We start from the raw sequence: 13,463 nt of genomic DNA, 5'->3' as shown, positions 1-13,463 counted from the left end.
GTAGTTTGCCCCCGCGGGCAGTTCGGGCGAGGAGCGACAAACGTACAGTTGGTCTATGACTGCACTTCCGTCAGCGGTTCCGGCGCCCGAGTCAGATCCCGACGCGGGCGCCGTCTGGCATTACGGCGATCCGCTCGGTGAACAGCAGGCCGCAGCCCGCGCCGCGGTCTTCGTCGACCGGTCGCACCGGGCGGTGCTCACCCTGACTGGCAAGGACCGTCAGACGTGGCTGCACAGCGTCTCGAGCCAGCACGTCAGCGCACTGCCGGACGGTGCGGTCACCGAGAATCTGAGCCTCGATCTGCAGGGCCGTGTCGAAGATCACTGGATCCAGACCGAGCTCGACGGCACGACCTACCTGGACACCGAGCCGTGGCGGGGCGAGCCGCTGCTGGCCTACCTGCGCAAGATGGTGTTCTGGGCCGACGTGCAGATCGAGCCTGCCGATATGGCGGTGCTGTCACTGCTGGGGCCGGGGCTGGCCGACGAGAAAGTGACCGCGGCCCTGGGGCGCGAAGAACTGCCGCAGGAGTCGACGGCGGTGGCGCTGCCCGGCGGCGGGTTCCTGCGCCGGCTGCCCGCCCCCGGCATCGAACTGGACCTGGTGGTGCCGCGCGAGTCGATCGCCGAGTACACCGCTCGGCTCTGCGACGCCGGAGTCCGCCCGGCCGGGGTGTGGGCCTACGAGGCGCACCGGGTCGCGTCGGGCCGCCCGCGGCTGGGCGTGGACACCGATGAGCGGACCATCCCGCACGAGGTCGGCTGGATCGGCGGCCCCGGTATCGGAGCGGTGCACCTGGACAAGGGCTGCTACCGCGGCCAGGAGACCGTCGCGCGGGTCCACAACCTGGGTAAACCGCCCCGGATGCTGGTGATCCTGCAACTCGACGGTTCCGCCGACCGGCCGGTCTCCGGCGATACGGTGACCGCAGGCGGGCGCAATGTCGGCCGCATCGGCACGGTCGTCGAGCATGCTGACGACGGCCCCATCGCATTAGCCCTGCTCAAGCGGGGTTTACCGGCCGATACCGAGCTGGTCGTCGGCGCCGAGGCGCAGGCGCCAGCGGTGATCGACCCGGATTCCCTGCCGGATGCGGATGCGACTGCCGGCGCCGGGCGGGCGGCCGTCGAACGCCTCCGCGGGCGTTAGACCATAGAACTGCGCAGCCACCCCACGTGAGGCAGGGCCTGACAGCACTTCCCGCACGGGCACGGTAAAGTGTTGGCAGGAAATAAAGACACACAGATCGGAGCCGCCTAGCTATTGGGCCGCTCCGTTATTGCGCGAGGGGGTCCCCCATGGGCCGCGGCCGGGCTAAGGCAAAGCAGACCAAGGTTGCACGTGACCTGAAGTACAGCTCGCCGAACACCGACTTCAGTCAGCTCCAACGTGAGCTGTCGGGATCTCCCGATTCCGGTGACGCGAATGACGACGCCGAAGACTGGTCGGTCGAGGATGACTGGCGGCGTTGAGCCGCCCGCATCTCGTCGTCAACACCTAGACACAGGTCGCGCTGGTTGCGCACGTCGCTGACAGCGCGACCTGTCTCACCACTCAAAACCGCGGATGCTGTCCAACCAGCTGGGCGCGCACACTTTCCTTGCCGCCCTTCTTGACGGTCCCCAGCGTCCAGCAGTCCAGGTGCCGTGCGGTCAGGATGGCCAGTGCACGGTCGGTGTCCTCAGGGGCGACGACCGCGACCATCCCGACGCCCATGTTGAACGTCTTCTCCATCTCGACACGTTCGATGCGGCCGCGCTGGGCGATCATCTGGAACACCGGTGCCGGCGTCCACGTACCGCGATCGAGTTCTGCGGTCAGTCCGTGCGGCACCACGCGCTCCAGGTTGCCGGCCAGGCCACCGCCGGTCACGTGGCAGAACGTGCGCACCTGCGTCTCAGCGGCTAGCGCCAGGCAGTCCTTGGCGTAGATGCGGGTCGGCTCAAGGAGCTCCTCGCCGAGCGTGCGGCCGAACTCCTCGACGTGTCCGGCCAGGTTCATCCGGTCGATCTCGAGCAGGACCTTGCGGGCCAGTGAGTAGCCGTTGGAGTGCAGCCCGCTCGCTTTCATCGCGATGATCACGTCGCCGGGGCGAACCCGATCGGGTCCGAGCACGTTGTCGGCCTCGACGACGCCGACGCCGGTCGCGGAGATGTCGTAGTGGTCGGGGTCCATCAGTCCGGGGTGTTCGGCCGTCTCGCCGCCCAGGAGCGCACAACCCGCCTGGACGCACCCTTCGGCGATGCCCGACACGATCGCGCTGACCCGCTCGGGGACGGTGCGGCCGACGGCGATGTAGTCCTGCAGGAACAGCGGTTCGGCGCCGCACACCACGAGGTCGTCGACCACCATGGCGACCAGGTCCAGACCGACCGTGTCGTGCTTGTCCATGGCCTGCGCCACGGCCAGTTTGGTGCCGACCCCATCGGTCGAGGCGGCCAGCACCGGCTCACGGTATCCGCCCCGCAGGGCGAACAGCCCGGCAAAACCGCCCAGGCCGCCCCTGACCTCGGGACGGGTCGCCTTGGCGGCAAGGGGCTTGAAGAGCTCGACGGCGCGGTCACCGGCTTCGATGTCCACTCCGGCCGAGGCGTAGGAAATACTGCTGTGTTCGGCGATGCCGTGCTGTTCGGCGCCCTTAGTCATCGCAAGCAAGGCTACCGCCCCACCATTACGGGGGTACAGCGCAGGAGGCGTTAAGGCTGCCTCAAGGACGCCACGACGTCGGAGACGTCAAGGACGCCACGACGTCGGAGACGTCAAGGACGCCACGACGTCGGAGACGTCAAGGACGTCTGAGAGCTGACGCGTTGTCGTTGTCGGCTTGCAGCGGGACACCGGTGCGGGCCGCGGTGGCAAGCATCTGCTCGACGACGTTCTTGCCGAGTGCGGTCTCGCCGGGCAGTTCGATCGGATAGTTCCCGTCGAAACACGCCGAGCACAGCCGGGTCGGGGGCTGCTCGGTGGCCGCGATCATGCCCTGTTGCGAAATGTAGCCCAGGCTGTCGGCGCCGATGGCATGCCGCACCGCCTCCAGCATCTCGCCCTCGTGTTCGGCGGGGGCCGCGTTGGCGATCAGCTCGGCGGGGGTGGCGAAGTCGATGCCGTAGAAGCACGGCCATTTCACCGGGGGCGAGGCGATCCGGACGTGGACCTCCAGTGCCCCGGCCTCCCGCAGCATGCGAATCAGGGCGCGCTGGGTGTTGCCGCGCACGATCGAATCGTCCACGACGATCAACCGTTTGCCGCGGATCACTTCCCGCAGCGGGTTGAGCTTGAGCCGGATGCCGAGCTGCCGGATGGTCTGCGAGGGCTGGATGAACGTGCGCCCCACGTACGCGTTCTTCATCAGGCCCTGGCCGAACGGGATCCCGGATTCCTGCGCGTAACCGACCGCGGCGGGCGTTCCCGACTCGGGGACGCCGATCACCAGGTCGCCGTCGACCGGGTGCTCGCGGGCCAGTCGGCGACCGATGTCGACGCGGGTGGCGTGCACCGAGCGCCCCACCAGCGTGCTGTCGGGGCGGGCCAGGTAGACGTACTCGAAGACGCAAGCCTTGGGTTCCGGGTTGGCGAACCGGGTGGAGCGCACGCCGTCGGCATCGATGGCCAGCAGTTCGCCGGGTTCGATGTCGCGGACGAACGAGGCGCCGACGATGTCGAGCGCGGCGGTCTCGGAGGCCACCACCCAGCCACGGTCGAGTCGGCCCAGCGCCAGGGGGCGCACTCCGTGCGGGTCGCGCGCGGCGTAGAGGGTGTTCTCATCCATGAAGGTGAGGCAGAAGGCGCCGCGCACCGTGGGCAGCAGTTCCAGGGCAGCCTGCTCCAGCGTGGCGTCGGCGGCGCCGTGGGCCAGCAGGGCGCCCAGGATGTCGGAGTCGGTGGTCGCCAACATGTTGCCGGACACCCTGGAGTCGATCAGCCCGGCGGCGCGGGCGCGGGTGGCCAGTTCGGCGGTGTTGACCAGGTTTCCGTTGTGACCGAGAGCGACTCCGGTTCCGGCCGCGGTGTTGCGGAATACCGGCTGGGCGTTCTCCCAGGTGGTGGAGCCGGTAGTCGAGTAGCGGCAGTGGCCGACAGCGACGTGACCCGGCATTGCGGCCAGGGTCTGCTCATCGAACACCTGGCTGACCAGCCCGAGATCCTTGAACACCAAAATCTGCGAACCGTCGGAAACCGCAATGCCCGCAGCTTCCTGACCACGGTGCTGCAAGGCATACAGGCCGTAGTAGCTGAGCTTGGCGACGTCTTCACCCGGGGCCCAGACCCCGAATACGCCACATTCCTCGCGCGGTTCATTCTCGTCGAGTTGCTGACCAGTCACGATAGGGCTGCTCCCGGGGCGGCGGTTGGTGACATAACCGAGTCTACGGTCCTGTCGGGCCAGGGAAAGAATCGAATGGCCGTTCTGGACCGGGTTTTACGACAGTAGACGGCCGGGTAGTCATTCCGGCGTCACCGACCGGCGGGGTTGCCACCCGCATCCGGATCCGTCGGGACAACCCCATCGACGCACCACATACCAACGGCAAGGATGGATTTCGTGACGCGCCAACTCTCGGAGAAGCCGGCAACCGATCCCCTCGATTCCGACGCCGTGGCTCAGCGGCAACCGTGGCCGGAGGTGACGAAGATCGCATTCCGGTTCTGCTTCCTGTACTTCGGCTTGTTCTGTCTGTTGTTCGCGCAGATCACCTTCACCTTCCTGGGGGTCCTCACCCGCTGGCTGCCGGACCAGGCGGTGATGTGGCAGATGACTGTGCTGGACCCGGTGCTGCGCTGGGTCGGCAGCCATGTCTTCGGGGTCGAGGCGGCTCTGCACAGGGATTCGGGCAGCGGGGATCAGGCCTCGATCTGGGTGATGGTGTTCTGCCTGTTGGTCGTCGCCGCTGTCGGCACCGCGGTGTGGTCGTGGATAGACCGGCAGCGGCCGGACTACTCGCGGCTGTGGGCCTGGTTCCTGACGTTTCTGCGGCTGTGCGTAGCCGGACAGATGCTGTTCTACGGATTCGCCAAGCTCATCCCGACGCAGATGCCGGCCCCGCCGTTGGCGGCATTGCTTCGCCCGTACGGCGAGTTCAGCCCGGCCTCGGTGCTGTGGCTGCAGGTGGGCAGCTCTTATCCGTACGAGATGGCGCTGGGCGCCGCCGAGGTGGTCGCCGGGCTGCTGTTGTTCCTGCCGCGGACCGCGACGCTGGGCGCGCTGCTCGGCGTGGCCAGCATGGTGCAGGTCTTCCTGCTGAACATGACCTTCGATGTGCCGGTCAAGATCCTGTCCGGGCATCTGCTGTTGATGGGTCTGGTGCTGCTGGCCCCACAGTATCGCCGGTTGGCCGACTTCCTCGTCTTGCAGCGGCGCACCGAGCCGACCGGCCAACCCGAACTGTTCACCGACGCCCGCGCGAACACCCTCGCCGCCCGGCTGCAGGCCGTGCTGGGCATCTGGATGGTGGCCGGTTGCGTCATGGTCGGCTGGCAGAGCTGGAATGAGTACGGCGGCGGCCGCGCCAAACCCGAGTGGTACGGGATCTGGACGGTGAGCCGGTTCGACGTCGACGGTAGGACGGCACCGCCGCTGACCACCGATCAGTACCGTTGGCAGCGGGTCGTTTTCGACCTGCCAGAGGTCATGACCTATCAGCGGATGAGCGGCGAACTGGTGGACGCACCGGTCAAGCTCGACGGAAACAGCCTGACGGTGTCGGGACCGGACGGCTCACCCCTGGCCACGCTCACCGCCTCCGAGCCGGCGTCTGACCAGCTGCGACTGACCGGCACGTTGTCCGGCCGCGACGTCACGATCTCGCTCGACCGTCTGGATCTCGACCAATTCACCCTGCGCAACCGCGGCTTCCACTGGGTGCAGGAGTATCCGTACTTCCGATGAGTCAGTCGGATCGGTCCACGAGCGGCAGCCACCGCGCAACTTCGCCGGCCCGCGATCCCGACATCTGCACCGCGGAACCGGCGGCGTCGAGATCGAGCAGTCCGGTGGCCAGCAGCAGCCAGGTCCGCGGATCGGTCTCCACGACGTTGGGCGGATTGCCGCGGGTGTGCCGCGGCCCTTCGATGCACTGCACCGCCACGAAGGGCGGCACCCGGACCTCGACGCTGGCGCCCGGTGCCATCGCCGCCAGGGTGCGGGCCGTCAACCGGACCGCCTCGGCCAGTTCGGTGCGGGCCGGTTCCGGATGGGTGGGTGTGCGCAGCCAGTCGGCCACGACGGCGACCGCGGCCCTGGTCTTTTGCGGATCGACATTGCCTCGCGCGGCCATGCCATAGAGTCTCGCAAAGTGTTGGCCGATCACCGAAATCCGCCGTACCGCACGGCCGGTGCCGCATTTCTGGTGATCCTTGCGCTGATCCTGGGATTGATCGTGGCGCAGTTCCGAGGCGCTTTCGAACCCAGGGTGGCGCTGACGCTGCTGGCCTCACGCGCGGGTCTGGTCCTCGATCCGGGTTCGAAGGTGACCTACAACGGGGTTCCGATCGGCCGGGTGGGTTCGGTGAGCGCCGACTCCGATCCGGTCCGGGCTCTGGTGCATCTGGAGATCAACCCCAAGTACCTGGACCTGCTGCCGGCCAACGTGCAGACCTCGATCCAGGCGACCACCGTGTTCGGCAACAAGTACGTAGCCTTCACTGCACCGGAACATCCCAGCCTGCAACGGGTTTCAACCTCGAAACCCCTCGACGTCACGGCGGTCACCACCGAGTTCAACACGTTGTTCGAGACGATCACCGCGATCACCGAACAGGTCGACCCGATCAAGCTGAACCAGACCCTGTCCGCCACCGCCCAGGCGTTGAGCGGGCTGGGCAGTGCCTTCGGGCAGTCGCTGGCCGACGGAAACACCATCCTCGACGATCTGAATCCGCGCATGCCTGCGCTGCGCCATGACATTGCCGCGCTGGCTGATCTCGGCGAGCGATATGCGGCAGCCGGACCCGACCTGTTCGACGGCCTGGGCAACGCCGCGCGCAGCGCGGCGACCTTCAACTCCCAGCGCGGTCACCTCGATGCCGCCCTGATCGCGGCGGTCGGCTTCGCCGGAACCGGTGCCGACATCCTCGAGCGGGGCGGCCCGTATCTCGTGCGCGGGGCCGAGGATCTGATCCCGACGTCGGAGCTGTTCGACAAGTATCAGGGGCAGTTGTTCTGCACCATCCGCAACTATCACGACGTCGCGCCCGCGTTTTATGCGACGTTCGGCGGCGACAACGGATATTCGTTCGACAGCACCGGGACCTTGTCGAGCATCGGCGTGGGCAACGCCTACGTCTATCCGGACAATCTGCCGCGGGTCAACGCCAAGGGCGGGCCCGAGGGTAAGCCCGGCTGCTGGAAGCCGATCACCGCCGACCTGTGGCCTGCGCCGTATCTGGTGATGGACACCGGTTTGTCGATTGCGCCGTACAACCATGTCGAACTGGGATCGCCGATCTTCGTCGACTATGTCTGGGGCCGTCAGATCGGTGAACCCACAATCAATCCGTGACGGCTCTACGATCTTGACCCGGGGGTTTTCGGGCGAGAGGGGACTTTGTGAACGGTGGTGCCGATGCCTAAGCGCGCAGTACCGGCGAGCCCCGAACCACCCGCGGCCTGGCCCCCGCCGCTTCCGGCGTGGCGCGCCGTCGGCCTGTCCCTCGCACCGATCGGCGCGGCGATCTTCAACGGGGTGGCGGGCCTGTGCGCCGCGGCGATCGTGGCGGTGTTGATCTTCGCGTTCGCCCGCCTGCACCGGTACGCGCCGCAGGCGGTGTCCACAGGTGACCTGGTGGCCGCCACGGTCGGTCCGGCAGCCGGACGGTTCACCAGCCTCGTCCAACTCGCGGCGTATGTGCTTCTGGGTGTGGGTGCCGCCCTGACGCTCGCACTGCAACCGTTGACCGGTGCACCGGACCTGGACGCCGCGCTGGCCGGTTGGTGGTGGCCCGGCTGGTCGGTGGCTGTCGTGGTCATCGCCGGTGCGGTGGTGGCCTACCTGCCCACCCGGGCAGTGGGTGCGACGGCTGCCGCGCTGGCCGGCGTGGGACTGCTGATCTTCCTCTACCTGGCGCTGGCGATCGTGGCCCGGGTGGCCACGGGCACCCCGCCGATGACGATGGGCAGCACCCACGTCGATTCGGTCCTGCTGGCCACCGCAGCGGCCATCCCGCTCGGACTCGGCCTGATCGGTTTCGAGGCGGCGACGGTGGTGAGCGGCCGCCTGGAGTCGGTGGCGCGCCCGGTCGGCACCGCGGTGGGGGTTACCGCGCTGGGCGCGGTGGCCCTGCTGGCGGCGGCCAACCTCGGCGCGACCGGCGGGTTCCACGGCTCTGCGGTGAATCTTTCGCTGATCGTCTCGCAGTTCTTCGCCGACGCCGGGTTCTACTGGTTCGCCACCGCGGCGTTGTGCCTGGGCTCGGCCGCGTTGCTGGCCCTGATGTGGGCGGCCACCCGCGTCGCGGGGCGGCTGTTCGGTTCCGGTCCGGAGGTGGCGCTACTGGTGTCCGCGGTAATGTGCGTGCTGGCCGGGGCGTTCTCCCTGTTTCAGGATCACCTCGGCAGACTGCCGGTGGCGGTCCCCGCGCTGCTCCTTCTGGTCGTCTATATGCTTGTCACCGAAGCTAATTCGCGTGTCGCGGGCTCGGCCGCGGCGCAGCAGGCACCGCGGCTGATCCTGGTCGTGGTGACGGTCTGCGTGGTGTTGATCCCGCTGCGGGTCACCGACTTCGCGATGCTCACGTTGCGGCCCCTGGTCATCGCGGCCGCGATCCTCGCGGTGGCAGCGCTGCTGGCGCGGCTTGGCAGGCCAGTGCAGCCAGCGCTCCCGCCTCATTGATCGCCAGGTGCGCCAGCATCGGCGCAGCCAGACTCGCCGAGCGCTGGGCAAGCCAGCCGAACGCCCACCCGGCCACCCCGGTGACCAGCACCGTCGGAATCACCGGTTGGCCTGCAGCGCGCGCGTCGGCGATGTGTGACAGCCCGAACGCCGTGGCCTGCAGCACCTGACCGCCGGCCGGACCGAACGCTTGGGCACCGACCTGGCCCAGCGCGGCACGGAAGGCCGCCTCCTCCGGCCAGACGGTCCCGAGCGGGATCCGCAGCGCCAGCCAACTCCGGGGCGCTGCGGGCAGCGCCTTCTGCCGCATCCCGGTGCGGACGCTGGGCACCGCCGAGGTCGCCGCCACCCCGGCACTCACCGCGGTCGCGGCGGCCGCACCCACTCGCAGACCCGACCACAACGCCGGTGGCCGCAGTCCCGGCCGGGCCCGAGTTCCGACCATGAGCACGGTGCCGAGTGTCGCCCGCACCAGCGGCTGCCACCTGACCGGCAGCCTCGGATCGACCAGACCGCTCCACGTCACCAGGCCCGCCGCCAGCGCCACGGCGCGAATCCGGCCTGCCGTCATCAGTTTTCGGGCCCGTCCTCGGCCACGGTGTTGTGCAGTGCCAGCCGGATCCGTTCGGTGTCGTCGGGTGTCCAGCCGTCCGGTGGGGCCACTGCCGCCCAACCGTCGAGCACCGATTCACCGTAGTTGTGCCCGTGTCCGTTGGGAACGCTCGAGGCGTTGGTGATGTCGGCGGCCACCTGCCAGAACGTGATGATCGGATACCAGCGCATCGAGGCGGTGCGGTCCGTCCCCGGCGGTTCGACCAGCCAATCCGGTTCGGAGAACAGCAGATCCGCCGACCACCAGACGATCGGGTCGGACGGGTGTTGCAGGAACAGGACCCTGGTGCCTTCCCACGGCGCGGCCGTGTCGTCGGCGATCTCAGCGGCGTCGGCAGCCTCGGAAAACCGCACGGTGCGGCCGTTGTCGTAGCGGGGGCGCACCTCGGGGGTGCCCGGGTCGCGGCGCACGGTCAGGCCCCGCCACAACGGGCTGGCGTTGGGCGGGCCCACCCACAGCACCGAGGAGAAGCCCATCCGGGAGATGTCGGGGAGCCAACTGAATGCGCCCTGCCCGGCCATCGACCCCAGGCTCTCCCCGTAGAGCACCAGCTTGGGACGGTGTTCGGGAGGCAACTGCTCCCAGCGCGCATGGATCGCGTCGATCATCAGCCGGCCGTTGTTCATCGACTTCTCCCGGTCGCCCATGAACGAGATCCAGCTCGGCAGATAGGAATACTGCATGCCGACCATCGCGGTGTCGCCGTTGTACATCAGCTCTAACGCACGGGCGGCCACCGGGTTGACCCAACCGGTACCAGTGGTCGGGACGATCACCAGCAGCTTGCGGTCGAATGCATGGGTGCGCTCAAGTTCGCTGAGCAGCACCGCGATCCGCTGCTGGTCGGAGTCCGCGGTGTGCAGCCCGGCGTACACCCGGATGGGCTCCATCGCAGGCGCACCGTTGAGCTTCTCCAGCTCGGCCGCGCGCGGACCGGTCGCGACGAAGTTGCGGCCCTGGAATCCCAGCGAATCCCAGGCCGCGAATGATTCTGGGCTGCCGGATCTTTCGGCCTCGGACGGCTGGCTGACGCCCTCGCGGGTGGTGGAGTTCTGCGGCTGGAACACCCGACTGGCCCCGGCCAGGAACCCACGGTAGAGCACACCGTTGACGAGCGTGATGACCAACACCACCACGATGGCGGTGCCGATGAACTGGGCCACTTCGCGGTTCAGACGCCAGCGGCGGATGAGTACCTTGGTCAGCAGCCGCACGGCGTCCCGCAACATCCGTGCGGTGGCGATCAGCGCTGCCGCCGCGGCGACCGCGATGATGAGGGTGCGCAGATAGCCCGGCGTGGCCGGGCCCTCCATCCCCATCAGCGCCGAGACCTGCCGTTGCCAGGCCGCCGCGGGGATCAGCATCAGGATGGAAGCCGTGATCGCCACGGCGACGACAACCGCCTTGAGGCCGAGCAGCACCCGCTTACCCGGGGGCCACCATGACCTGCGCCGTAAGGCAAAGCGGTACAGCACTTTTCCCAGCAGGACGCCGATACCGTAGCCGATGGCGGCGTTGACACCGCCGATCAGCCCGGCGAACAGCCAGTCGCGCGGCAGCAGCGACGGGGTCAGTGAGAGGCAGAAGAACAGGGTTCCGACGGCAATGCCGGCGAAATCCAGCCGCACCAGGCTCCAGGCCCAGCGCAGCACGGGATGACGTTCGTCGAGGGTTTTCCCCGTCACCCGAACAGCCCGGGCAGCACGCCCTCCGACGTGCTCCGCAGCTCTGCGAGGGTGATGCTGAACTGGCCCTGGACCTCGATCGCGGGTTCTCCACCTTCGGGGCCCTCGTCCACCACGCCGACCCGGGTGACCGGCAGGTCTCTGGCCTCACACATCGACCGGAACCGGCTCTCCTCGGTGCGCGGCACGGCCACCAGCACGCGGCCCGCCGACTCGGAGAACAGGAAGACGAACGGGTCGATGCCTTCGGGCAGGTCTTCGGGAAGGATGATCCGGCAACCGGTTTCACCGGCCAAGGCGGCCTCCACCACAGCCTGGATCAGGCCGCCTTCGGACAGATCGTGGGCCGCGGAGATCAGGCCGTCGCGCGATGCCGCGGTCAGCACCTCGGCCAGCAGCTGCTCACGGGCCAGGTCCACCCTGGGCGGAACCCCGCCCAGGTGGTCGGCAGTGACCTGCGCCCAGACCGACCCGTCGAACTCGTCGTGGGTGTCACCCAGCAGCAGCAGCGTCTCGCCCGGCTCGGTACCCAGGCCGGTGGGAATGCGCCGGCGCACATCGTCCAACACCCCGAGCACGCCGACCACCGGGGTCGGCAGGATGGCGGTGGAGCCGGTCTGGTTGTAGAAGCTGACGTTACCGCCGGTAACCGGAATACCAAGGGCGGCACAACCATCGGCCAGCCCACGGACGGCCTGGCTGAACTGCCACATCACACCCGGGTCCTCGGGCGACCCGAAGTTGAGGCAGTTGGTCACCGCGACCGGGGTGGCACCGGTGACCGCGACGTTGCGGTAGGCCTCGGCCAATGCCAGTTGTGCGCCGGTGTACGGGTCGAGTTGGGTGTAGCGGCCCGACGCGTCGGTGGACACCGCGATGCCGCGACCGGTGTTCTCGTCGATGCGCAGCACGCCGCCGTCGGCGTGCTCGGCCAGCACGGTGTTGCCGCGCACGTAGCGGTCGTACTGCTCGGTGATGAACGCCCGGCTGCACAGGTGCGGGCTGCCGATCAGTGCCAGCAGGGTCGCCTTGAGCTCGTCGCCGGTCTTCGGTCGAGGCAGCTTCGCCGAGGTGTCGGCCACCAGGGCGTCCTGGGTGTCGGGACGGGCCACCGGACGCTCATAGACCGGACCCTCGTGGGCCACGGTGCGCGGCGGCACATCGACCACGGTGTCGCCGTGCCAGGTGATCTCGAGCCGGTCGCCGTCGGTGACCTCGCCGATGACGGTGGCCAGCACCTCCCATTTGCGGCAGACCGCCATGAACGCCTCGACGTTCTCGGGCGTGACCACGGCGCACATGCGTTCCTGGGACTCGCTGGAGAGCACCTCGGCCGGGGTCATGTCCTTGGCCCGCAGCGGCACCCGATCCAGCTCGATGCGCATGCCACCGTCGCCGGCGGAAGCGAGTTCGGAGGTGGCACAGGACAATCCGGCACCACCGAGGTCCTGGATGCCGACCACCAGGCCGGCCGCGTACAGCTCAAGACAGCATTCGATGAGCACCTTCTCGGTGAACGGGTCACCCACCTGAACGCTCGGCAGCTTCTTGCGGCCGGCGCCGGATTCGTCGCCGGAGAAGGTGTCGCTGGCCAGCACCGAGACACCGCCGATGCCGTCCAGGCCGGTGCGCGCGCCGAACAGGATGATCTTGTTGCCGGTGCCCGAGGCGAACGCGAGGTGCAGGTCTTCTTTGCGCAGGGCACCGACGCACAGCGCGTTGACCAACGGGTTGCCCGCGTAGGAGGGGTCGAAGATCGTCTCGCCGCCGATGTTGGGCAGGCCGAGCGAGTTGCCGTAGCCGCCCACGCCGCGCACCACGCCGTCGAGCACGCGCCGGGTGTCGGGTGCGTCCGCCGCACCGAAGCGCAGTTGATCCATGACCGCCACCGGCCGGGCACCCATTGCCATGATGTCGCGGACGATGCCGCCGACGCCGGTCGCCGCACCCTGGTAGGGCTCGACATAGGACGGGTGGTTGTGCGACTCGACCTTGAAGGTGACGGCCCAGCCGTCACCGATGTCGACGACGCCGGCGTTCTCGCCGATGCCGGCCAGCATGCCGGCGCGCATCTTCTCGGTGGTGGTCTCACCGAAATAGCGCAGGTGCACCTTCGAGGACTTGTAGGAGCAGTGTTCGCTCCACATCACCGAGTACATGGCCAGCTCGGCGTCGGTGGGGCGGCGTCCCAGGATCTCGCGAATCCGCTGGTACTCGTCGTCCTTGAGGCCGAGTTCGCGGTACGGCTGGGGCTGATCAGGGGTGGCGGCTGCCCGCTGCACCGTGTCGATCGCGTGGGTGAGCTCAGACGTCACGGGGTCCAGCTTAGTAGCTGC

11 protein-coding genes are annotated in these 13,463 nt (G+C 68.4%); 5 read left to right on the top strand and 6 right to left on the bottom strand.

The window, feature by feature from the left end:
* The first annotated feature begins 55 nt into the window (after positions 1-55).
* Both ygfZ and G6N44_RS21800 read left to right on the top strand, forming a co-directional pair.
* Positions 56-1,150 (top strand): CAF17-like 4Fe-4S cluster assembly/insertion protein YgfZ, encoded by a 1,095-nt coding sequence (gene ygfZ, locus G6N44_RS21805; RefSeq protein ID WP_163667529.1) that lies wholly within the window; start codon positions 56-58, stop codon positions 1,148-1,150.
* A gap of 149 nt (positions 1,151-1,299) precedes the next feature.
* Positions 1,300-1,473, top strand: a complete 174-nt coding sequence (locus G6N44_RS21800) for a DUF3073 domain-containing protein (RefSeq protein WP_163667526.1) — start codon at positions 1,300-1,302, stop codon at positions 1,471-1,473.
* A gap of 82 nt (positions 1,474-1,555) precedes the next feature.
* Here the strand turns inward: G6N44_RS21800 and purM are convergent, their stop codons facing one another.
* Both purM and purF read right to left on the bottom strand, forming a co-directional pair.
* Positions 1,556-2,647 carry a phosphoribosylformylglycinamidine cyclo-ligase gene (purM, locus tag G6N44_RS21795; RefSeq protein WP_163667523.1) on the bottom strand — a complete coding sequence of 364 codons (1,092 nt, stop codon included), beginning with the start codon at positions 2,645-2,647 and terminating at the stop codon, positions 1,556-1,558.
* Between the two features lie 139 nt (positions 2,648-2,786).
* Complete coding sequence (gene purF / locus G6N44_RS21790) at positions 2,787-4,325, bottom strand: amidophosphoribosyltransferase (RefSeq protein ID WP_163667521.1); 1,539 nt, start codon at positions 4,323-4,325, stop codon at positions 2,787-2,789.
* 210 nt (positions 4,326-4,535) lie between these two features.
* Between purF and G6N44_RS21785 the strand changes: the two genes are divergently transcribed.
* Positions 4,536-5,888, top strand: coding sequence for a DoxX family protein (locus G6N44_RS21785; RefSeq protein ID WP_235682836.1), 1,353 nt, complete (start codon positions 4,536-4,538; stop codon positions 5,886-5,888).
* 1 nt (position 5,889) lies between these two features.
* Here the strand turns inward: G6N44_RS21785 and G6N44_RS21780 are convergent, their stop codons facing one another.
* Positions 5,890-6,276 (bottom strand): sterol carrier family protein, encoded by a 387-nt coding sequence (locus tag G6N44_RS21780; RefSeq protein WP_163667518.1) that lies wholly within the window; start codon positions 6,274-6,276, stop codon positions 5,890-5,892.
* An 18-nt stretch (positions 6,277-6,294) separates the two neighbouring features.
* Between G6N44_RS21780 and G6N44_RS21775 the strand changes: the two genes are divergently transcribed.
* Positions 6,295-7,500, top strand: coding sequence for an MCE family protein (locus tag G6N44_RS21775; RefSeq protein WP_235682835.1), 1,206 nt, complete (start codon positions 6,295-6,297; stop codon positions 7,498-7,500).
* A gap of 63 nt (positions 7,501-7,563) precedes the next feature.
* A complete protein-coding gene (locus G6N44_RS21770) occupies positions 7,564-8,829 on the top strand; it encodes a hypothetical protein (RefSeq protein ID WP_163667512.1) in 1,266 nt (421 codons plus the stop codon).
* On the opposite strand, the gene G6N44_RS21765 is transcribed toward G6N44_RS21770, so the two are convergent.
* Genes G6N44_RS21765 through purL form a run of 3 tightly spaced genes read right to left on the bottom strand, consistent with a single transcriptional unit; the run spans position 8,747 to position 13,442 of the window.
* Positions 8,747-9,400 carry an Rv0804 family intramembrane glutamic endopeptidase gene (locus tag G6N44_RS21765; RefSeq protein WP_163667510.1) on the bottom strand — a complete coding sequence of 218 codons (654 nt, stop codon included), beginning with the start codon at positions 9,398-9,400 and terminating at the stop codon, positions 8,747-8,749. The two genes, G6N44_RS21770 and G6N44_RS21765, sit on opposite strands and share 83 nt — an antisense overlap.
* Complete coding sequence (locus tag G6N44_RS21760) at positions 9,400-11,127, bottom strand: alpha/beta hydrolase (protein WP_163667507.1); 1,728 nt, start codon at positions 11,125-11,127, stop codon at positions 9,400-9,402. The genes G6N44_RS21765 and G6N44_RS21760 overlap by 1 nt, the downstream gene beginning before the upstream one ends.
* On the bottom strand, positions 11,124-13,442 hold the full coding sequence (gene purL, locus G6N44_RS21755) for a phosphoribosylformylglycinamidine synthase subunit PurL (RefSeq protein WP_163667504.1): 2,319 nt from the start codon (positions 13,440-13,442) through the stop codon (positions 11,124-11,126). The genes G6N44_RS21760 and purL overlap by 4 nt, the downstream gene beginning before the upstream one ends.
* Between the last annotated feature and the right edge of the window lie 21 nt (positions 13,443-13,463).

This window comes from Mycolicibacterium alvei (genome assembly GCF_010727325.1).
GTDB classification, from domain to species: domain Bacteria; phylum Actinomycetota; class Actinomycetes; order Mycobacteriales; family Mycobacteriaceae; genus Mycobacterium; species Mycobacterium alvei.
This window is presented reverse-complemented; position numbering and strand designations above follow the sequence as displayed.